The following is a 21,821-nucleotide window of genomic DNA, read 5'->3' on the forward strand; positions in this document are numbered from 1 at the left end:
ATACTCGCCTTTTCGCCTAATTCTGAATCAGCGCCTCTGCCAGTTCGTCCAGCTTCACAGTCCGCTGCTCGCCGGTCTCCATCGACTTCAGTGCGATGACGCCGCTATTCAGCTCGTCTTCACCGAGAATCGCCGTATACCGGGCTGACATACGGTCCGCCGACTTCATCTGCGCCTTCATCTTGCGTCCCAGGTAATCGCGCTCCGCAGAGAATCCAAGACTGCGCAGACGGAACAGCTGCTTCGTGATCTCCAGATCTGCTGCTTCACCTAATGCGACGAAGTACACATCCAGCGGCTTCGCCGCTTCCAGCTCCACACCCTGATTCTCCAGAATCAGCAGAATCCGCTCCAGTCCAATCCCGAACCCGATGCCCGGCTGATCCGGTCCGCCGATCTCCTCGACCAGACCATTGTACCGGCCGCCGCCGCCCACCGTGTCGATGGAGCCAATGCCTGCCGCTTTATACTCAAACGCTGTATGCGTGTAATAATCAAGGCCGCGCACCAGGCGGGGGTTGATGCTGTATTCCACACCCATCACATCCAGGTGCCCCTTCACCTTGGCAAAATGCTCTGTACACTCTTCATCCAGACTGTCCAGAATAGAAGGCGCTCCGCCGAACTTGTCCTGATCAACCTTGCAGTCCAGCACGCGCAGCGGGTTGCGTTCCATCCGCCGCTGGCAGTCGCTGCACAGGCTCTCTCTCATCGGTCTCAGGAAATCCAGCAGCTTCTCGCGGTAAGCCGCACGGCTCGGCGCATTGCCGACCGAATTCAGCTCTACCCGCACATCCTTCAGCCCCAGATCAATGTAGAACTGGTACCCTAGCGAGATGACTTCAGCATCAATCGCCGGGTCCACCGCGCCGAAGGCTTCGATGCCGAACTGATGGAACTGGCGGTATCTGCCGGCCTGCGGACGCTCATAACGGAACATCGGTCCGATGTAATACAGCTTGCTGACATCCGGCTCCCCGTACAGCTTGTTCTGGACATACGCGCGTACCACGCCTGCTGTCCCTTCGGGACGCAGCGCCAGATCGCGGTCGCCCTTATCCTTGAAGGTATACATCTCACCTTCTACAATATCCGTTGTTTCGCCGACTCCGCGCTCGAACAGCCCGGTGTGCTCGAAGAGCGGGGTGCGAATCTCCCGGTAATTGAAGCGGCGGCACAGCTCTCTGGCCTTAGCCTCCACAACCTGCCATTTCTCTACTGCACCCGGCAGCACATCCTGTGTACCTGTTGGTTTCTCGAATCTTTCTTTAGCCACAGTCTATCCCTCCTGAAAATAACCCCTTAAAACAGCAAAAAACCCCTCATCCCTGTTAAATTACAAACAGGGACGAGGGATTATCATAACCAATAATTCACCCGTGGTACCACCCACATTCCGGGCTTAGCAACTTGCTCTGCGTAAGCTCCGCTCTAAGCGGTTAACGCCCGCCTACGCGCAATCGGCTACTGACTATAGGCAATCCTGCTGCCTGCGTTCGCCGTGCGTTCTCGGGGAGGTCATTCGTCCGTTCATCAACAGAATCCTTACAGCCTTGCGGATCAGCGTGCGGTCCTCCTTACCTGGACGACAGCCATGATCTGCGGGATTCCTCTCTGGGGTTGTGGGTTACGGATTACTTGGTCCCGTCATCAAAACAATATAAACTTACCGTATACTGTTAGATTCTACTGAACCACTGCGCTAAAGTCAAGGATTGAATAAAATAAGCTGCCACCAGCGTTCCTTCCGCCAAGTGGACAGAGATTCCGCTATTGCGGCAAAAACTCAACATTCTCAGCTTAAGCGGACTCAGATTCCGTTATGTGCCTACATCTGCCTCGTTAATCGCTCAAATCAACCTAATAACGGAATGTCAGTCCGCGTCTGCCTCAAAATAACGGTTCTTGGACAAATAGGCGCTTCTCAGTCCGCTTCACTCTGCTGGCACTCACTCTAATGACACTCCATGTTGCTTATAATCCCCTAAAAACAAAAAAGTGACCTGCAGCCGATTGCTGCAGGTCCATCATCATATATTATAAAAAAGGGGGTCATGCTTCTATTATAAACACGCTATATTAAGGAATCATGAATGTAGTGTTACAGTTGCATTACAGAAAAGAAAGCGTTTCACCAAGCCGTCCAAATCCCCGCTGTCATGCTAATCCATAGGTTACACCATCCCTCAGCTCCTGTCTAGATCTATGACGCTGTCCTCCCTTTTATGCTGCATATAAAACAGCTCCAGCCTCTCCATAACGGAGGGCTGGAGCTGAAATGTATACCGGCGGGAACCGCGGTCCCTTTTAATCAAAAATCTCCACATAGGCCTGCTTGCCGCGCAGAACCTCTACAACCTCGTTGTAATGATTCTCGGCTACCTTGAGATCCATCACATAATGCAAGTGCTCCAGGTCACTGCTTGTCAGCTCTTGCCCTCTATGCACTTCGCCCTCCGTGCGTACTTCATCGGCGCGTACTTCATCCGTACGTTTCAGATCATCCTCTGCCGCAACTGCCGGAACAATGGCCGCTCCCGAGCCCATACCAGTCGCACCTCCAGCAGCGTACACGCCCCCGGCACCTGTTGAAGCGGTATTCGTGGAGCCCAGCGGTATTAGAATGTTGCGCCGGTTATTTACTCCATTATCCAAAGGGTCCGTTAAAGCCGATACCTCAATCCCCTCTACACCGTAAGGAATCAAAGAAGTCTTAGCACCTTCCGCTGCATCTTCTGTACTGAAATAGGCTTGGATTCTTCTAGTCATTGTAAATCCCTCCCATAAAGTTGTATTATGCCAAACGGGTTATGCATGTATTTCTTGTATTACAACACCTTAAGCAGCTCACGCACAAAAGCGGGCTCATCCTTGGGTGTGCGTGAAGTAATGTAATTGCCGTCTACGACGACCTCTTCATCCTTGAACTCCGCACCGGCATTGATCAGATCATCCTTCAGCGGCGGATAGGAGGTAAGCGTGCGGCCTTGCAGCAATTCAGCGCTGATCAGAATCTGCGGGCCGTGGCAGATCGCGGCAATCGGCTTGCCTGCACGGTCAGCATCCTTCACGAATTGCAGAATATCCGGGTCAAGACGAAGATTCTCCGGCGAAGATCCGCCCGGAATGACTATCGCATCATACTCTGCGGCTGTGACCTCGCTGATCGCTTTATCGGCGGTATAGGATACGCTTCCTTGTTTGCCGAGCAGGGTCTCATTTTTCTTCAGACCGATGATTTCTGCCTGATGTCCTGCCTGTAAAACTTCTTCGTAAGGAACCTTCATTTCAGAATCTTCAAAGTCATTGGCGAGCAGAAAAGCTACTTTACTCATGAGATCCATATCTCCTCTCTAGGCTGCTGTCGTCTCGTCAATCTATTACCCTCATTCCCCCGCTTTATAACGAAGCCTAAGCAGTTCCCGTAAATTCTGTTCCGTACGTACTGCCTACGCGCCAAGTGGAAACGGCTTTGCCGTCCTTTTAAAGGACCGTACCGTTTCAGCGAGAAATAGAAGGATAATGGATCTCCCCGCATACCTTCGCTCCAGTTAGGTACGCGGCAAAAGACCGCGGCCTCTACGCTGGAGTCCCTGCGGTTCCTTCGGGTCCCCGGCTTCCTTGGCTGTCGCTGAGGCTTCGGTCATCGACCCGGCCACGTGGGCCTGAATCATGTTCCACATCCATGCTTTTGGTGCTTGTCTCATTCTGCTTGCTCCCCGCACTTGAATAATGGTGCATCATTCATAGTCTATCCAGCCAGGGCTGCTGCTATCCCGCTTGGTTAACTAGAAGCAAAAAAGACCCCACCTTGTGGAGTCCCGTGATGTATCTTATCAAGTGGAAACGGCTTTGCCGTCCTTTATAGCGGCGTCTGCCCGCTCTAATCCTAACCCTTGCTGTCCAGCAGCAGCGTAACCGGTCCCCAGTTGGTCAGGGCGACATCCATCATCGCTCCGAACACGCCGGTCTCAACCTGTAGCCCTCCGGCACGCAGCACCTGGTTGAAGTAGTCGTAGAGCCGCTCTGCCTCAGCCGGAGCCGCTGCCGCCATGAAGTTGGGGCGTCTGCCCTTGCGGCAGTCCCCGTACAGCGTGAACTGTGAGACGGACAGAATGGCCCCGCCGGCCTCCGTCACACTATGGTTCATTTTACCGGCCGCATCCTCAAAAATCCGCAGTCCGGCAACCTTGTCAGCCAAATACTTGGCGTCCTTCTCCGTATCCTCATGGGTTACGCCGACCAGCAGCAGCAGGCCCTCTCCAATCGCTCCGGTCACTGCTCCGTCCACCGTCACACTGGAGTTCCTGCAGCGCTGCACAACGACTCTCATCTATCCTTCAGCTCCTTGCCTTAGTACCTTATTGCATGATGCGGTTAACGGTATATACATCCTTGACCCGCTTCACTTTGTCGACCACAGACTGCAGGTGATCGGTATTGCGGATCAGAATCGTCATATGGATCATCGCCATCTTGTTCTTGTCGGAGCGCCCGGTGACCGCTGAAATATTGGTCTTGCTCTCCGATACCGCCTGCAGCACTTCATTCAGCAGCCCGTTGCGGTCATGGCCGGTAATCTCAATATCGACGCTGTAATTAGCCTCCATACTGCCTTCCCACTCCACTTCAATCACGCGCGCTGCTTCCTCCCCGTCCATCTCGTTCGGAATGTTCGGACAATCCTCACGGTGTACCGATACGCCCCGTCCACGGGTCACATATCCGATGATATCGTCGCCCGGCACAGGATTACAACATCGTGCGAAGCGTACCAGCAGATTGTCGATCCCCTTGACACGGACCCCGTTGGTCGGCTGGTTGCGCTTCTCTCCGCTGGATTTGATCGCCTTCATCTCGGAGGTAAGCTCCAGATGGCCTGCGGCCTCCTCCTGGTCCTTACGCAGCTTCTCAGTCAGCTTGGAGGCGATCTGCGCTGCGGTAATCCCGCCGAAGCCGACCGCTGACAGCATATCCTCCACATCATTGAAAGCGAACTTCTTCGCAGCCTCGGACAATTTGTCCTCCGTCAGCCAGTCAGAGACCTCCACGTTCAGGCGCTTCAGCTCGCGTTCGATGGCCTCCCGGCCCTTCTCCACGTTCTCCTCGCGCTTCTCCTTCTTGAACCACTGCTTGATCTTGCTCCGCGCATGTGAGGACTGGGCAATCTTCAGCCAATCGCGGCTCGGACCGTAAGAATTCTTCGAGGTCAGAATCTCCACGATATCCCCGGTCTTCAGCTTATGGTCAAGCGGAACAATACGCCCGTTCACCTTGGAGCCGATTGTCCGGTTCCCGACCTCGGTATGAATGCGGAACGCGAAATCCAGCGGCACCGAGCCGGCAGGCAGCTCCACTACCTCACCCTTAGGCGTGAATACGAAGACCAGATCAGAGAAAAAGTCCATCTTCAGCGATTCTACAAATTCTTCGGCATCCTTGGCTTCGTGCTGCAGCTCCAGAATCTCGCGGAAGAACGGCATCCGGTTCTCGGGATTGACGTTGTTGTTGCTGCCTTCCTTATACGCCCAGTGGGCGGCGATCCCGAATTCGGCCGTGCGGTGCATCTCCCAGGTGCGGATCTGAACCTCCGTCGGCTCTCCTCCCGGACCTACTACGGTTGTATGCAAAGACTGATACATGTTCGCCTTGGGCATAGCAATATAGTCCTTGAAACGGCCAGGCATCGGCTTCCAAAGCGTATGAATAATGCCCAAAGTGGCATAACAATCCTTAATATTGTCGACGATAATGCGGATAGCCAGCAGATCATAGATCTCGTTGAACTGCTTGTTCTTCGTGTTCATCTTGTTATAGACACTGTAGATATGCTTCGGGCGTCCCGAGAGATCGCCTTCGATGCCCATTTCATCCAGCTTGGCGCGGATGCGGCCGATGACACTGTCAATGAACTGCTCGCGTTCTGCCCGCTTCTTGTGTACAAGATTCGCAATCCGGTAGTACTGCTGCGGGTTCAGGTAACGGAGTGCAATATCCTCCATCTCCCACTTGATCGCAGAGATCCCCAGCCGGTCCGCAATGGGACAAAAGATCTCCAGCGTCTCATAAGAAATCCGGCGCTGACTCTCTTCAGACTGGTATTTGAGCGTACGCATATTATGCAGACGGTCCGCCAGCTTAATCACGATCACCCGGATATCCTGGGCCATAGCGATGAACATCTTGCGGTAGTTCTCGTTCTGCTGCTCTTCCTTGGAGCGGAAGCGGATGCGTTCCAGCTTGGTCAGGCCGTCTACCAGCATGGCGCAGGTATCGCCAAATTTCGTGCGGATCTGCTCCAGGGACACCGTCGTATCTTCCACAACATCATGCAGCAGCGCAGCAATGATGGATATGACATCCATTTGCATATTGACGACAATATCTGCGACCGCCAGCGGATGCAGAATGTATGGCTCCCCCGACTTCCGTACCTGCCCGTGATGAGCCTGATCGGCGAATTCATAAGCTTCACGGATGCGGAGAAGATCTTTTTCTTTTATATAGGCGCCAGCCTTTTCGGTTAGTTGCTCTATGCCCATTCTCGTCGTATCCGTTTCCCTTCTATAATAAAATGAACCTGCAAGCATGCAGAATTTGCAGGTTCCATACGTTCCCGGCTGCATTGCGCTCAGGTTAAAGTTGTCTATAATTATGACGCTTACGAAGGATTCCGTCAACACTTGCCATAGCGTGGTATTCCTGTCAGGGAAAGGGTCAAGAAAAGACAATTTTGTGGCACGGATAAAAATGTTGTTGTAAAAACCCGCTGTTCTATTTAATCTAGTAAAGGCGGTTTTTTAAAAGATAAGAATTGTCAAATCAAATTAGATCAGAAAGAGAAGTGAACTCCATTGCAACGCGAAATTCAAGTTAACGAAAGACTCCCTTGGGGCCCGGGCTTCCTCCTGAGTCTTCAGCATCTGTTCGCCATGTTCGGCAGCACCGTGCTTGTTCCCAACCTGTTCGGGGTAGATCCCGGCATGATCCTGCTGATGAACGGTATCGGCACCTTGCTCTACATTCTGATCTGCCGCGGCAAAATCCCCGCCTATTTGGGTTCAAGCTTTGCCTTCATCTCTCCGGTGCTGCTTGTGCTGAAAGAGCATGCCGGCGATCATGAGCGCGGATATTCGCTTGCACTGGGCGCTTTTATCGTGACTGGTGTTATCTTCATTCTTGTGGCCTTAATTGTACGTTATGCCGGTACCGGCTGGATTGATATTGTATTCCCTCCGGCAGTTATGGGAGCGATAGTTGCCACGATTGGACTGGAGCTTGTGCCTGTAGCCGCACGGATGGCCGGACTGATTGCTCCAGATGGTGTGGCCACCGCCGACTGGACTCCTGACGGCAAAGCCATTACCCTGTCGCTCGTCACGCTTGGTGTTACCGTGCTCGGCTCCGTGCTGTTCCGCGGCTTCCCCAAAATCATTCATATCCTCATCGGTATTGTTACCGGCTATGTACTCGCTTATATCTTGGGTGAGGTGAATACTGGTGCCATCTCTCAAGCAAGCTTCCTCTCGCATCCCACGATCATTACTCCATCCTTCAACTGGCAGGTCATTCTGACTATTATTCCTGTATCGCTTGTGGTCATTGTGGAGCATATCGGCCATTTGCTGGTCACCAGCAATATCGTGGGCAAGGATCTGACCAAGGACCCGGGACTGGACCGCTCACTGATGGGTAACGGGATTTCAACAGTACTCTCCGGGTTCCTGGGGTCTACGCCTAATACAACCTATGGTGAGAATATCGGCGTTATGGCTCTGACCAAGGTGTACTCGGTATATGTTATCGCGGGCGCTGCTGTAATCGCCATCGTGCTGTCGTTCTCCGGAACGTTCTCCTCGGTCATTGCCAACATTCCGCTGCCGGTTATGGGCGGTGTATCCCTGCTGCTGTTCGGTGTTATTGCGGCGTCGGGTCTGCGTATCTTCGTGGAACAGAAAGTCGATTTCTCCAAAGCCACCAACATGATTCTGGCTACGCTTGTCCTGGTGGTCGGCATCAGCGGCATTTCGCTGAAGCTTGGCGGTGTAGAGCTGAAAGGCATGGCACTGGCCACTATCGTAGGTATGGTCCTCGCCCTGCTCTTCAAGCTGATCGAGGTTCTGGGCCTGTCCAATGAACAGGAAGCTGACAAATCGGCACATTAAATAACTCACATCTGTTATTATCCACCCAGCGCATCAACAAAAAGCGGACTGCTGTCGTCATTCGACAGCAGTCCGCTTTATATTTCCCGGGAAAAGTTGCCGGGCACGACGATTAATCCTCGTAAGTCAACAAGGTAACCACTTCAATATCCGACAGCTTGTCCCGTCCGGCCAGAGCCGTCAGCTCGATCAGGAATGCAGCGCCGACCACTTGTCCGCCAAGCTGTTCCACCAGGTTTACCGACGTAGCAATCGTCCCTCCGGTAGCCAGCAGATCATCCGCAATCAGCACCTTCTGGCCGGGCTTGATCGCATCGGTATGCACAGCGAGGGTATCCTTGCCGTATTCCAGATCATAGCCCACTTCGATTGTCTCATAAGGAAGCTTGCCGCTTTTGCGGATCGGCACGAAGCCTACACCCAGCGCGTAAGCCAGCGGTGCGCCCACTACAAAGCCACGCGCCTCCGGTCCGGCAATGACATCGATCTCCAGGTGGGCCACGAGAGCTTTAAGCTCATCGATGGCTGCACGGTACGCAGCGCCGTCCTTCAGCAGTGTAGTAATATCTTTGAAGCTGATTCCAGCCTGGGGGAAATCCGGAATTACGCGAATATTGTTTTTGAAATCCAACATCATCATCTCCTAAAAGTAAGCGGGGATCACCCCCGCTGAAGTTACTCAAACCAAATGACCGTGACAGCATGTGTAGCTGTTATGAGGCCCCTAAACGCCGTGACAGCATGAATTCCTGCAATTCACTGCGGCTGCCTTCCATGAAATACTGCTCCATCTCCGCCGTCTTGCCCAGTCTGACGAAATGCTCTGATGTGCTCAGACTCTTGGCGGCAGGCTGCGGGACAAAGGTGATCTTGCCGCCGCTGCGCTCAATGAAGTCAAGCTCATCGAACACATCCAGCATTCTGCTCACCATACGCACGCCAAGCGCCGACTGGCGGCTGAGCCGCAGCAGCACTTCTTGCTCAGGAGTTGGAGATGCAGCGATTGCGGCAATCCATTGATATAACGATTTGAAATGATCACGGGTGGGAACCTGCAGCCGGTCACGCCCGTCACGGATTGAATGCAGCAGGGCAATGTTCTCCGCCCCCGGAAAAGCAGTGAACAGTGCTTCCAGCTGCTCCGGAGACTCCGGCATATCAAGCACACAGAGCAGTGACAATCCCTCTTCGTCACGCGTGCCCTCCGGCTGATGTACAGCCGAGATCCCGGCAGACTCATCGTATACCCAGAGGGACATGTCCTTCAGATCACGCAGCGGCGTTGTCCGGCTGTTCTGGAAGACCGCTGCACTCCGGCCGGGACTGCTGCCGCTATAGGTGCGGAGCAGCTCCTGAATATGCGCCGCCTGCTTGACGGCATCGGCCGCGCCGCGCAGATCGAACAGCTGCGCCTTCGGCACCGCAAGATCCTGCAGCATTAGCTGAGGCTTGCGCGAGCCGTTCCATTCATTGACGGACAGCTCTGCCAGAACATCCACGACTGTACCATCCGGAAGCAGATCAGCCAGCGGCCCCTTGCCGAAGGCTACAGCTTCAATCGTCAGCTTGTCCTGCTGGAGCACAAGCTTCAGGTGCTTGCCCTCCTGGCCCATCTTCCGTGTCTCCTTCACAACTGCTCCGCGCAGAATGAATCTCGGCAGCGGATTGGCCATGCCGAACGGCGCAAGCCGCTCCAGCTCAAGCGCAGCCTGGAGGGTCAGATCGGCAATGGATACCTCCCCGTCCGCAGCCGTAACAGCTACGAAGTCCTCCGGTGTCAGAACAGACGAAGCATAGCTATTCAACGCCGCATCGAAGGCTTCCAGCTTGCCCTGCGGCACACTCATCCCGGCAGCGGCCGGATGTCCTCCGAAGTGGTCCATCAATTCGGCGCATGAGGATAAGGCTGCATAGATATCCAGACCCGGGATGGAACGGGCAGAGCCCTTGCACATCCCGGTCTCCGGATGAATGTCCAGAATAATAACCGGACGGTAATACCGCTCGAGCAGCTTGGAGGCCACAATGCCGACTACGCCGACATTCCAGCCCTGGTCCGCCAGCACTATAATATCCGGCAGTCCGCTCCGGCTGATTCTCTCCTCCAGCTTAGCTGTGGCTTCGGTGACAATTCGCTCGACAACCAGTTGGCGTTCCTTGTTCAGCAGATCCAGCTCTCCGGCAAATTGCTCAGCTTCTGCCGCATCTTCCGTGGTCAGCAGTGTAACCGCCCGGCCAGCATGATCCAGTCTTCCGCTGGCATTAATACGCGGCGCCATCCCGAAGGCGATATTCACCGCACTGACGGTGTTCATCGCAATACCGCCCACCGAGAGCAGCGCACGGATGCCCGGGAACGACGAATTCCGCATGCTGCTGAGGCCTCTGCGCACCAGACTGCGGTTCTCGCCCAGCAGCGGCATCAGATCAGCAACGGTACCTATAGCGGCAATCTCACACCATTCCTCAGGCACTTCACTGCCAAGTAGCGCCTCAGCCAGCTTGTAAGCCACCCCCACTCCAGCCAGACCCTTGAAGGGATACGGGCAGTCCGGCAGCTTCGGGTTAATCAGGGCATACGCCTCGGGCAGCAGCTCGGGCGGCTCATGATGATCCGTGACAATAACATCAATGCCCAGCTCCGAGGCATAGGCAATCTGATGATAGGCACTGATACCAGTATCCACCGTAATGACGAGAGATACACCCTGCTGGACCGCCCAGTCCAGCGCATGATTATGAAGTCCATAGCCTTCATTGGAGCGATGGGGAATATAAATATCAAAAGAGGCCCCAAGATGACGCAGAAGGTAGATCATCAGCGCAGTGCTGGAAACCCCGTCCGCATCATAATCACCATACACCAGAATATGTTCTTCCTCTTGCAGTGCCTTCTGTATCCGCGGCACCGCTTCAGCCATTCCTTTAAGCAGGAATGGATCATGTCTATCTTCCGCTCCTGAATCCATGAATACCCGTGCCTTGTCGGCGGTATCCATCCCTCTTTGCACCAGCAGTGAAGAAAGGAGCGGAGAAATAGAAAGGCTCCGGGCCAGTTCCGAAATACGCTCGGAATTGGCTGCCGGAGATTGCCAGCTTGTTTTAGAATGAAGCAATACAGTTCACCTTTCTCTCACCTTGCAGACTACTGAAGCAGCGTGGGAATATCGTTGTCCACAAGCTCGTGATTGCTTTTATAAGGATAACCCGGATCATACGGCACAACATCCATATGAACCTCGCCTACATGAACGAATCGGTGCTGCAGCAGCTTGCGGGCACATTCTGAAATATCCTGGGCCTCCATCACGCTGATCCGCGGATTCACACTAATCTTCACATGCAGATTCACATAACTGCCTTCCTCCAGCGCCCGGAGCTGCTCCACCCGGATGACTCCATGCACCCGCTGAACCGTCTCAATGAAGCTGGCAGCTTCCTCGGAAGGAAGCTCCTGAATCTTCTTGCTGTATACAGAGGAAGCAATTAACGAATAGCCTTTGCGGAGAATCAGACATCCGGTCAGCAGAGCTGCAATGGGGTCCATGTAGAGCAGAGGATGCCAGTTCAAGTATCCTCCAGTTATGGCCAGGGCAATTCCGATAAATACAGTTATAGAGGTGTACAGGCTGAACCGGTGGCTATCGGCATAAGCAGCATGACTGCCGTCACCCTTTTTTTTGAAATAACGGTACTGGTATTGAAATACAGCCTCTTTGAACACAATGCACAGCAGGACAGCAACAAGCGCTGACTCCTCCGGTGCCGACAGATGTCCCCTTGTCAAATCACGGATAGCCGAGAAAGCAACCTGCAGCCCGCCCATAATAATCAGCACAGAGAACAGAATAGCCGCCATCGGCTCCTTGCTTCCTTGCGCAGCCCGGCCGCGTTCCGCTGAGCCTTCTGCCTTGTGGCTCTGCTTCAGGTTCCACGGAATCACCCCCGCCAGTCTGGCAGCGGCATCGGCTCCGGAATAGATTGCATCCCCCAACAATGCCTTGCTGCCTGACAGATAACCGATACTACCCTTGGCTAGAGCGAGTAGAACATCACTAAGGATTCCGGTCCAGGCAACAGTTTGTTTCCGGGGTAATGGTTTGTCATTCATAACGAGGCCCTCCTTACCACTAGCAGGTAAACTCATGATGATGAAATCAAGCAAGACGCCCTGACCCGAAGATTCCGAAAAGCCGCGTCGCTACAGACGCGGCTTACAGAATAACCGGGTGTTAGGCTTTGGCCGGGGTCTTCGCCGCAGGCTTCTGGTTCTTTTTCAGGAGCAGCCAGAGCGGACTTGCGATGAAGATCGATGAATACGCTCCGAAGAGCAGACCGATAACCATAGCAAGCGAGAACATACGGATCGACTCCCCGCCCATAATCAGCAGGAAGAATGCGGCAATAAATACGGTGAAGGCTGTATAAAGAGAACGCATGAGTGTCTGCATTACACTTTTGTTAACCAGGTGCTTCAGATCCTCATAAGACTTCTGCTTGCCGAAGCGCAGATTCTCGCGTATCCGGTCAAAGATAACGATGGTATCGTTAATCGAGTAACCGATAATGGTCAGCACCGCGACAATGAAGGTGATGTCTACCTCCAGACGGAAGATCGAGAAGACCGCCACTACCATGAATGCGTCATGAAGCAGCGCCACAATGGAAGCCAGCGCAAAACGCCATTCAAAACGGATACTTACATAGATGATAATCCCGATACTGGATAACAGCACGGAATAGATCGCATTGCGGGCCAGTTCCTTAGCCATCTCAGTATCTACGGTATTGATTTCAAAAGACGCCTTGTCATCAATCTTGTTGATTGACTTCTTGAGGGTCTCACTTTGTGCATCACTCAGCTCTTGATCATAGCGGATGTTGACCCGCTTGTCGCCGATGGTAACGGTTGGTTCATGCTCGATGCCCGCATCCTTCAGAGCCGGCTGCAGCTCAGCCAGCGTGACACTCTTAGAAAGCGCTACGTCCACATTGGACCCGGCCTTGAAGTCAACGCTGTAGTTCAGGCCGAAGGTTGCCAGAAAGACGAGCCCCGCCACAGTAAGGGCAATCGAGAAGATATAGAAGAATTTACTTAAATGTACGAAATCAAGCTCTTTCTTAAAGCGCACTGATGTCACTCTCCTTTACCCCAAATTGCTTCGGCTTGTTGAGTGCGCCGGCTTTAACCAGCACAGTCAGCAGCCAGTGGGCAAAATAAAGGTTTGTTACAATACTAAGTACAATTTCCACGATCAGAATCAGTGCGAAGCCTTTAACCGCACCCGTACCGAAGGCGAACATGACAGCCGCTACGATAATAGTAGTTACATTCGCATCCATAACTGTACGGAAGGAGGTCTTGTTCCCTGCTTTGACGGAAGACATAATGCCCTTCCCGCTGCGCATTTCTTCCCTGATCCGTTCATTGGTAATGATATTGGCATCGACGGCCATCCCTATACCGAGGATGAACGCGGCGATTCCGGGAAGGGTCAGTGTAAAGTCTGCAAGGACAAATACCAGAATCAGCAGCCAGGTGTGCAGGATCAGCGCAAAGCTGGCCAGTACGCCCGGAAGACGGTACATAAGCAGCATGAAGATCAAAATAATCACAGAACCGACAATCCCGGCTCTGACGGTCTCATCCAAGGATTGCTTACCCAGTGTAGCCCCTACGCTCTGGGAATATTTCTCTGTCAGCTTCAGCGGCAAAGCACCGAGGTTGATTGTATCGGCAATCTCACGGGCTTCATCCAGTGTATATCCCCCGGAAATCGAAGCCTTACCATCGGTCAGGACAGCTCGTACCGTTGGAGGCGAAGATAACAGGTTCTCATCCAGATAGATGGCGAGTTCCTTACCCAACAGGCGCTCGGTAATCTCTGCGAATTTCTTCTTGTCTTTGATGGAGATGCTGATTTCGGGACGGTTCAGTTGATCGCGTTGAACCTCTGCCGCACCTTCAACAAAGTCACTGCCTACAAGCTCAATCTTGCTGTACACCCCGGGAGCATCCCCTTCATTGGCACTGCGGAAGGTCAGAACTGCGGGTTCTTTCATTTTCTTGCGGACCTCTGCTTCGTCGGTTACACCTGCGATCTTCAGACGGATGCGGTCCGTACCTTCGGTGGTCACCTCAGGCTCGCTGGTTCCGAGTGCATTCGCCCGCTTCTCGAGGCTCTCTGCAGTCTTCTGCAGCGAAGCGCGGGTCAGAGTTCCTCCCGTATCCATTGGCTCGGCGTGGTACAGAATTTCGAATCCGCCCTTGAGGTCAAGACCCAGACGGACTCTGTCCAGCAGCCCGGGAGTAGTAAATACCATGACGCCCGTTAGAACGACCACGGTAATGATAAAGCTCAACATTCTCTTCATGCTCTAGCTAGTTCCCCTTTCATTACTTCAATATTCCTATTATAGCTACGTGCGAAATGACCGTCAATTCAGAAGGAATGACGGTGTCTTGATTCACACAAAGAAACGGCAGGTTCTGCTGCAAAGCGTGGATACCTCCGTTTGATAGGACAAGTCTGAACACTCTTTACTTACTTTACTGCTTCCTGTACCCGTTTGCAAAAGAAAATCGTTCCTTTTGGCAAATCCCCCCGTTAATTCAATCCCCGGTAGGCCGCCAAGGTCAGATAAGTCATATAACTGCCTGACTTGAGTGAATAAATGTCATTGACCAGCCTGTGCAGGGGAGGTCTTCCCTCTTTGGCATAATTGCGGCTGATGCAATCCCAAATATCCTTACCGGTCACATATTCATAGCCGAGGAGCCGGAATTCCTCCGCTTTGCTGATGCACATGGCTTCGATATCTTCACTAAGCTCGTCATATCTCCATTGTTCCGATTCCACGTGCAGGCACCTCCAAAGATTCCTCAATTACGTATGCTCAGTGGTACGTATTCGACCCTGCGCTCATACTTTCCTGCTTCTGGCCAAAAAACTTGTCTATGGAATGCTTGTCATGGAGTAGGCCTGTACCGGCATATCCTTATACAAGCCTGGCTTGGTTATGGCGGTAATTCACCTGCAGTTTCATCTCATATGTAGGAAGAAGGAGTGCCCTGTGAGGAAACAGACCTTTATACAAGGAACGATCATCCTGCTGCTAGCCGGTATCATTAACCGGATGCTTGGCTTCATTCCCCGGATTGCCCTGCCCCGGATCATCGGCGCTGAGGGGGTGGGTCTGTATCAGCTCGGATACCCGTTTTTCATTGTGCTCATTACGGTAATTACGGGGGGAATCCCGCTGGCGATTGCCAAGCTGGTTGCCGAAGCCGAAGGGGAAAACCGCCCGGAGCAGTCGCGCAAAATCCTGCAAACCGGCCTCGCTCTCAGCCTGTCGCTGGGCATTGTGTTCACCTTCGTCGCCCTGTTCAGCGCCTCCTGGGTATCCAGCGTTCTTCTGACGGACCAGCGTGTCTATTATACCTTCGTCAGCATGACCCCCATGATCGCCATCGTCGCCGTTTCATCCATCTACCGGGGATACTTTCAAGGCAGGCAGAACATGATTCCCTCGGCCTTCTCCTCCGTGCTGGAATCGGTCATCCGGATCTTCTTCATGCTGTGGTTCTCCTGGATGCTGCTGCCGAAGGGCATCGCCTTTGCGGCCGCGGGTGCCATGCTTGGCGTGACTGTGGGGGAGATCGCCGGAATGCTGGCCCTGCTGGGGCAATATTATTTTAACGACAAAAAAGACAGGTCTGAACTCCCGCCTAACGTGGAACCTATGGTTCAGGATACGCAGGGCAGTGCGGGACGCGAACCCGCGCAGACAACTACACCTGTCTTCAAGCGTCTCATCGGCATTTCAATACCGGTAACTGCCGGACGACTGATCGGCTCATTCTCTTACCTTCTGGAATCGATTATTACCGTGCGCAGCCTCGCGCTTGCCGGAATCGCAGCCGCAGCCGCAACCGCACAATATGGTTCCTTGCAGGGAATGGTGATTCCGCTGCTGCTGCTGCCGGGTGTGCTCAGCTCCTCGCTGGCCGTCTCCCTTGTCCCTTCCTTATCCGAGGCCGCCGCCCGCAACGATTTGCCTACGATTCACAAAAGAATGCACCAGGCTCTGCGGCTGGCCATGGTGACCGGTGCCCCGTTTGCTGCTGTTATGTATATTCTTGCCGTACCGCTCTGTACGCTAATGTACGGCAATGCGGCGGATACGGCCCCTATGCTTAGGATGATGGCCCCGTTCGCTGTGTTTCTCTATGTCCAGGCCCCGCTGCAGGCTGCCCTTCAGGCCATGGACCGCCCAGGCAAGGCACTGATCAATACGCTGATAGGAGCCGTTGTCAAAATTCTGCTGATTCTCCTGCTGGCCTCCCGGCCCGAGTACGGCATTCTGGGCGCCATCATCGCCATTATGGTCAACAGCTTACTTGTCACGCTTCTGCACGGCTACAGTGTAGTCAAGCTCACCGCCATGTCCTTGCGCTGGTCGGACCCGCTCAAAATCCTGGCCGCTACGGTCATCATGGCCGCCGGGATGTCGTATGTGTATACGTCCGTTCCGATCTCCCCGTCGCATTGGATACAATTCTTAGCCGCTGCCTTCTGCGGCATGGCCATCTATCTGAGCATCTGCCTGTTATCCGGGCTGATCTCCAGACGTGACCTGGAACGGGTGCCCTTTTTCAGACGCTGGCGCAGTTAGGTTGGCTTCCCCTTATCCGGGCTGATCGGGGCAATATAGAGTTCTCCCTTATGATCCACGGAGCACAGGAAAACATCCCGGAAATCAGAGACACCCTTCTGCCGGATCTGGGTTCTAAGCCAGAACCGGTTCTTGCCGATCATCTCAAGATTGCCGTCCTGCACCTTCCCGTCCATAATCAGCGGAATCGGCAGTCCTTCATAACGGATCTTATGCTTCGGCAGCTTCACCGAAGCAGAGTCACCGCCGGATGATTCAGCATCGCCGGAGTCCTTCTGGCTATCGCCGTTCTTCTCCTTCCGCTCTGCGCCGGAGCTGCTGTTGCCCGACTGATTGGATGAGGTGACGTTGGCATTCTTCTCAATCACCGTTAACTGCCCGCTTGTCTCCAGGATAGCGAACTCCACATCTGCCGGACTGACAATATTCTGCCCGCGGAGCTGCAGCAGCAGATCATCAATATTATACCGCTGCCTGCGCATTTCGCCCCGGTGAATCTTCCCGTCCGAGATCAGAATGCTGGGCCTGCCATCCACCATTAAGCGCAGCTTCCGGCTCTTCAAGCTGAGCTGTGCGACCAGCACTTGAATCAGCACCAGAGTCGCCATAGGAACAACACCATCATAGATGGGGCGCTCGATATCCTCAATTACAAAGACAGCAATCTCGGCAATCATGATGGAAATGGTCAGGTCAAATACAGACAGCTTGCCGATTTCACGTTTGCCCATGATGCGCATGCTCAGGAAAATGAAGATATACATCAGCACGGTCAGAAAGATATGGGTCGTAATATGCTGGAACATATTCTCTTCGCTCCCCTTCCGCTACTCCCCCATACTGGCGGATTAATGTACCCCTATTCTGACCTGACCGTAAAGGGAACATTCGGAAAGCTGCTGATTAATTACTGGTAAAAGTCATACCGCCTATTCTTGTACTATTGGGGCAAGCCTCCCCATACAATAATTAGTATCCGGTTAACAAACTTTTAGGGGGTTTTACCATGTCTCTGATCAGGCGTCTATTCTCATGGAAAATATCTAGTCCGGTATTATCGGGTTTAATCCGCTCGTTCCTGTGGATGATGCTGGGTGCGTTCATCCTCTCCCTCCTGCTCTGGGGCAGCGGACTGCAGGAACAGGATCTCACCATGTACACCTACATTGTGCACGGCGTCGCTGCCGCATTCGGAGGCTTGACCGCAGGCAGCAGGGCCGTCCGCAGAGGCTGGTACCAAGGAGCACTCACAGGCATGTTATACGGACTGGCTGTACTGCTGATCGGATTTTTGGCGCTTGACAGTTCACCCGGAGGAATGGACTTCCTGTGGGTTCTGGCGGCTGCAGGCATTAGCGCACTTGGAGGAATGTTTGGAGTTAATTTACAAAAATCCTAATTAATATAATTTTCAAAAATTGAAACCTTCCCTTGAAAATATGGTACACTACCTATGTCTGACTTCATATGAGCGATTATCAAGGAGGCTTCGAATGCTTTGCTGTATCAGTCCATGAATCTTGTAGTTGTATATACCGTTGCCATTGTTGTGATCTTAATCTGGATCGGCGCACGGCGCAATCCGCTGATGGCCTTAGTTGAAATCGGGAGAGAGCTGCTGAGATCCTATAAATTCACACTCATTATTATAGGCATGTTCAGCATTCTTGCCCTGAATAAATATGAGCTGCAGATCGAAGAAAAGATGCGGCTGACCGCAGATTACACAGGTTTTATCTTCGGCCTGGAGGGGCATTTCGTCCGGATGGTTCAAGAGCTGTTCTACGCTCCCTGGCTGACACCGGTGATTGTCTTCTTCTATATCTTCATGCTGCAGGCCGTGCTGGCAGCCTCACTGGGGATCTATCTGCTGGACAAAAACCGTGTGATCCTCTATGCGACCTGCTACACCATTATTTTAACCTATGCTATCGCTATTCCGTTCTATCTGTACTTTCCGGTCAATGAGGTGTGGTCCTATGCGCCTGCCGGGGTTCGGTTCATCATGCTGGATGTTTTCCCGAAGTTTGAACAGGAATACCGGCCGCTATCCGGCCTCAATAACTGCTTCCCGAGCCTACATACCGCTATCTCCGTATCCATGGCTCTGCTCGCTTACCGCTCAGGCAACCGCCGCTGGATGGTGATCAGTACAATCTCGGCCGTTATTATCGTGTTTGGAATCTTCTATCTCGGCATTCACTGGCTGACCGACATGATTGGCGGCACCCTGCTGGCTGTACTGTCCACGGCTATCGCCGTACCCCTTGCCAAGCTTACCCTGCGCAGCGGGGAACAGGGCTTGAGAGTGCGGGGCCGGGTCACCAATACACGTTAAGGCCCTCAATTCCGTATATGACGTATAAAAAAATCGGCGTTCTCTCGTAAGAGAAACGCCGATTTTTATGTAATTTAGCAGAGAGACTATTACATCTTGTCTTCTACTTCCACAACTGCGTGACTGATCGAGCCCCGGTCAAACGTCAATCGGGTTACATCATTAACCCGCAGAATAACGATGTCATCCGAAATCTCCATGATCGTTCCGTGCAGACCGCCAATGGTAACTACCTTATCGCCCTTCTTCAGCGCTTTGAGCATTCCGTTGCGTGCCTTGGTCTTCTTCTGCTGCGGACGAATCAGCAGGAAGTAGAACACAACAAACATCAGTACAAACGGACCTACCAGACCCAGTATGCTGCCTCCGCCGCCTGTACCTGCTGCCATATAAAACTGTGACATATCATTTCCCCCCTTTCAAGAATAAACATGAACACTCCGTACTCTCTAGAAGCCTTTTAGATTATCATATAATCCGTATTGTGCAAAAAACTCATCGCGAAAATCAAGCAGCCGATCTTCCATGATGGCTTCACGCACTTTACGCATCAATTCCAGCAGGAAGTGTAAGTTATGGTACGTTGTCAGCCGCAAGCCGAAGGTTTCGTCGGCCTTAATCAGATGACGCAGATAAGCACGGGAATAGTTCCGGCAGGTGTAACAGGTACACTCCGGGTCCAGCGGCCCGAAATCACGGGCATACTGGGCGTTACGCACTACGAGTCTTCCCTGACTGGTCATCGTTGTTCCATTACGGGCAATACGGGTAGGCAGAACGCAGTCGAACATGTCTATTCCGCGGATTGAACCTTCCAGCAGCGCATCCGGTGAACCTACGCCCATCAAATAGCGCGGTTTCCCTTGCGGCAGCAGCGGAACCGTGTAATCCAGCACCTCATACATAAGCTGCTTGGACTCTCCGACGCTGAGTCCCCCAATAGCATACCCCGGGAAATCCATGGAAGTCAAATCAGCCGCGCTCTGGCGGCGGAGATCCTCATGCATGCCTCCCTGTACGATAGCGAACAGTCCCTGGTCATTCGGACGGGCATGGCTTTTGAGGCAGCGTTCGGCCCAGCGGGTGGTACGTTCGAGCGATTTTTTCACATACTCATATTCAGCCGGATAAGGCGGGCATTCATCGAAGGCCATCATAATATCGGAACCGAGCGCATTCTGGATCTCCATAGCGACTTCGGGAGACAGAAACTTCTTGTCCCCGTTCAGATGGGAGCGGAAATGAACCCCTTCTTCGGTGATCTTACGCATGTCGCTCAGGGAGAATACCTGGAAGCCGCCGCTGTCGGTCAAGATCGGGCGGTCCCAGTTCATGAACTTATGCAGGCCGCCCGCTTCGCCGATGATCTCATGACCCGGACGAAGGAACAGATGGTACGTATTACTCAGAATAATCTGTGCTTCCATCTGCTTAAGCTCTTCAGGACTCATCGTCTTGACAGTAGCCTGGGTGCCTACAGGCATGAAGGTCGGTGTCTCAATAATTCCGTGCGGGGTGTGGACTCTTCCGAGCCGTGCCCCGGATTGCTTACAGGTCTTAATGTGTTCGTAAGTGATTGCTGCCATTGGTTTAACCCTTCCTCTTGCTTAATAAATGAACATTGCATCGCCAAAGCTGAAGAACCGGTACTGCTGCTTAATCGCTTCTTCATATGCGGCGAGAATCAGCTCCCGGCCAGCCAAAGCGCTTACTAGCATGACCAAGGTTGACTTGGGCAGATGGAAATTGGTGATCAGTGCATTAACGACAGTAAATTCATAACCCGGATAGATAAAAATATCCGTCCAGCCGCTGCAAGCCTCAATCGGCCCGCCCTGGCATTGTCTGCCTACGGTCTCCAGGGTCCGGCATGAGGTTGTGCCTACAGCTATTATTCTTCCGCCCCTTGCTCTGGCTTCATTAAGCACATCCGCCGCTGCCTGGGACAGCTCGAAATATTCGGCATGCATGACATGCTCTTCCACAGTCTCGACAGACATGGGACGGAAGGTCCCGAGACCAACATGAAGTGTGACATAGACGATATTCACACCGATGGCTGCAATCTGCTCCAGCAGCTCGGTGGTGAAATGCAGTCCGGCTGTCGGTGCTGCCGCCGAGCCTTCATGCCGGGCATACACGGTCTGATACCGCTCACGGTCATCCAGAGCTTCCTTGATATAAGGAGGAAGCGGCATGGAGCCGAGCCTGTCCAGAATCTCCTGGAAAATCCCCTGATAGATGAAGCGGAGTGTCCGCCCGCCCATATCTGCTTCATCTTCAATCACGGCACGAAGCTCTTCACTGAATACAATGACCGCGCCGGTCTTCAGCTTCTTGCCGGGCTTCACCAGCGCCTCCCAGCGGTCCCCTTCGAGATTCTTAAGCAGCAGGACCTCCGCCTTGGCTCCGGTATCTTCCTTGACTCCGAACAGTCTGGCGGGAATAACCCGTGTATCATTAAGTACAAGCGTATCGCCCGGGCGGAACTGCCCCAGTATATCCGTGAAATGACCGTGGTCCAGTTGCCCGTTCTCCTTGTCTACCAGCAGCAGTCTGGATGAACTGCGGTCGGCAAGCGGAGTCTGGGCAATCAGCTCCTCCGGCAGATTGAAATCATAAAGTTCAACATTCATAATAGG

At 53.1% G+C, this 21,821-nt stretch carries 20 protein-coding genes; 4 read left to right on the forward strand and 16 right to left on the reverse strand.

Annotated elements, in window-relative coordinates; translation table 11 throughout:
- Window positions 1-16: 16 nt before the first annotated feature.
- From hisS to NYE26_RS23115, 6 genes are all read right to left on the reverse strand, one after another.
- The gene (gene hisS / locus NYE26_RS23090; protein WP_036690531.1) at window positions 17-1,276 is read right to left on the reverse strand and encodes a histidine--tRNA ligase; all 1,260 of its coding nucleotides are present in this window, start codon (window positions 1,274-1,276) and stop codon (window positions 17-19) included.
- Window positions 1,277-2,307: 1,031 nt separating this feature from the next.
- Complete coding sequence (locus NYE26_RS23095; protein WP_339250398.1) at window positions 2,308-2,769, reverse strand: hypothetical protein; 462 nt, start codon at window positions 2,767-2,769, stop codon at window positions 2,308-2,310.
- A 59-nt stretch (window positions 2,770-2,828) separates the two neighbouring features.
- Complete coding sequence (locus tag NYE26_RS23100) at window positions 2,829-3,335, reverse strand: type 1 glutamine amidotransferase domain-containing protein (protein WP_339250400.1); 507 nt, start codon at window positions 3,333-3,335, stop codon at window positions 2,829-2,831.
- Window positions 3,336-3,551: 216 nt separating this feature from the next.
- Window positions 3,552-3,707, reverse strand: coding sequence for a hypothetical protein (locus tag NYE26_RS23105; RefSeq protein ID WP_209872300.1), 156 nt, complete (start codon window positions 3,705-3,707; stop codon window positions 3,552-3,554).
- A gap of 182 nt (window positions 3,708-3,889) precedes the next feature.
- Window positions 3,890-4,333, reverse strand: a complete 444-nt coding sequence (dtd, locus tag NYE26_RS23110; protein ID WP_339250403.1) for a D-aminoacyl-tRNA deacylase — start codon at window positions 4,331-4,333, stop codon at window positions 3,890-3,892.
- A gap of 28 nt (window positions 4,334-4,361) precedes the next feature.
- Window positions 4,362-6,542: a bifunctional (p)ppGpp synthetase/guanosine-3',5'-bis(diphosphate) 3'-pyrophosphohydrolase gene (locus NYE26_RS23115; protein ID WP_339250405.1), complete on the reverse strand. Its 2,181-nt coding sequence runs from the start codon at window positions 6,540-6,542 to the stop codon at window positions 4,362-4,364.
- A gap of 312 nt (window positions 6,543-6,854) precedes the next feature.
- Between NYE26_RS23115 and uraA the strand changes: the two genes are divergently transcribed.
- Window positions 6,855-8,165, forward strand: coding sequence for a uracil permease (gene uraA, locus NYE26_RS23120; RefSeq protein ID WP_076081673.1), 1,311 nt, complete (start codon window positions 6,855-6,857; stop codon window positions 8,163-8,165).
- Between the two features lie 112 nt (window positions 8,166-8,277).
- Here uraA and NYE26_RS23125 read toward each other — a convergent pair whose 3' ends face one another.
- The 6 genes from NYE26_RS23125 to NYE26_RS23150 form a co-directional block, all read right to left on the reverse strand.
- Window positions 8,278-8,796 (reverse strand): adenine phosphoribosyltransferase, encoded by a 519-nt coding sequence (locus NYE26_RS23125; RefSeq protein WP_036732465.1) that lies wholly within the window; start codon window positions 8,794-8,796, stop codon window positions 8,278-8,280.
- 82 nt (window positions 8,797-8,878) lie between these two features.
- Window positions 8,879-11,281, reverse strand: coding sequence for a single-stranded-DNA-specific exonuclease RecJ (gene recJ, locus NYE26_RS23130; RefSeq protein ID WP_339250408.1), 2,403 nt, complete (start codon window positions 11,279-11,281; stop codon window positions 8,879-8,881).
- Window positions 11,282-11,310: 29 nt separating this feature from the next.
- Complete coding sequence (locus tag NYE26_RS23135) at window positions 11,311-12,276, reverse strand: cation diffusion facilitator family transporter (protein ID WP_209872317.1); 966 nt, start codon at window positions 12,274-12,276, stop codon at window positions 11,311-11,313.
- A gap of 121 nt (window positions 12,277-12,397) precedes the next feature.
- Window positions 12,398-13,297 (reverse strand): protein translocase subunit SecF, encoded by a 900-nt coding sequence (gene secF / locus NYE26_RS23140; protein WP_076081676.1) that lies wholly within the window; start codon window positions 13,295-13,297, stop codon window positions 12,398-12,400.
- Window positions 13,287-14,540: a protein translocase subunit SecD gene (gene secD, locus NYE26_RS23145; protein ID WP_339250412.1), complete on the reverse strand. Its 1,254-nt coding sequence runs from the start codon at window positions 14,538-14,540 to the stop codon at window positions 13,287-13,289. Before secD ends, secF begins: the two co-directional genes overlap by 11 nt.
- Before the next feature lie 233 nt (window positions 14,541-14,773).
- Window positions 14,774-15,025: a post-transcriptional regulator gene (locus NYE26_RS23150; protein ID WP_036690543.1), complete on the reverse strand. Its 252-nt coding sequence runs from the start codon at window positions 15,023-15,025 to the stop codon at window positions 14,774-14,776.
- 214 nt (window positions 15,026-15,239) lie between these two features.
- On the opposite strand from NYE26_RS23150, the gene spoVB reads away from it, so the two are divergent.
- On the forward strand, window positions 15,240-16,841 hold the full coding sequence (gene spoVB, locus NYE26_RS23155; RefSeq protein ID WP_339250414.1) for a stage V sporulation protein B: 1,602 nt from the start codon (window positions 15,240-15,242) through the stop codon (window positions 16,839-16,841).
- On the opposite strand, the gene NYE26_RS23160 is transcribed toward spoVB, so the two are convergent.
- Window positions 16,838-17,647: a DUF421 domain-containing protein gene (locus NYE26_RS23160; RefSeq protein WP_036732361.1), complete on the reverse strand. Its 810-nt coding sequence runs from the start codon at window positions 17,645-17,647 to the stop codon at window positions 16,838-16,840. The two genes, spoVB and NYE26_RS23160, sit on opposite strands and share 4 nt — an antisense overlap.
- Window positions 17,648-17,847: 200 nt before the next feature.
- Between NYE26_RS23160 and NYE26_RS23165 the strand changes: the two genes are divergently transcribed.
- Together NYE26_RS23165 and NYE26_RS23170 are read left to right on the forward strand one after the other, a co-directional pair.
- Complete coding sequence (locus NYE26_RS23165; protein ID WP_209872331.1) at window positions 17,848-18,240, forward strand: TIGR04086 family membrane protein; 393 nt, start codon at window positions 17,848-17,850, stop codon at window positions 18,238-18,240.
- Between the two features lie 114 nt (window positions 18,241-18,354).
- The gene (locus NYE26_RS23170) at window positions 18,355-19,179 is read left to right on the forward strand and encodes a phosphatase PAP2 family protein (RefSeq protein ID WP_051493143.1); all 825 of its coding nucleotides are present in this window, start codon (window positions 18,355-18,357) and stop codon (window positions 19,177-19,179) included.
- Window positions 19,180-19,268: 89 nt separating this feature from the next.
- On the opposite strand, the gene yajC is transcribed toward NYE26_RS23170, so the two are convergent.
- Genes yajC through queA form a run of 3 tightly spaced genes read right to left on the reverse strand, consistent with a single transcriptional unit; the run spans window position 19,269 to window position 21,815 of the window.
- A complete protein-coding gene (gene yajC / locus NYE26_RS23175) occupies window positions 19,269-19,583 on the reverse strand; it encodes a preprotein translocase subunit YajC (RefSeq protein ID WP_036732365.1) in 315 nt (104 codons plus the stop codon).
- Window positions 19,584-19,628: 45 nt separating this feature from the next.
- Window positions 19,629-20,765, reverse strand: coding sequence for a tRNA guanosine(34) transglycosylase Tgt (tgt, locus tag NYE26_RS23180; RefSeq protein ID WP_036690552.1), 1,137 nt, complete (start codon window positions 20,763-20,765; stop codon window positions 19,629-19,631).
- A gap of 21 nt (window positions 20,766-20,786) precedes the next feature.
- Window positions 20,787-21,815, reverse strand: a complete 1,029-nt coding sequence (queA, locus tag NYE26_RS23185) for a tRNA preQ1(34) S-adenosylmethionine ribosyltransferase-isomerase QueA (protein ID WP_209872337.1) — start codon at window positions 21,813-21,815, stop codon at window positions 20,787-20,789.
- Between the last annotated feature and the right edge of the window lie 6 nt (window positions 21,816-21,821).

Source organism: Paenibacillus sp. FSL P2-0136, assembly GCF_037975325.1.
Taxonomy (GTDB): Bacteria; Bacillota; Bacilli; order Paenibacillales; family Paenibacillaceae; genus Paenibacillus_AQ; species Paenibacillus_AQ silagei.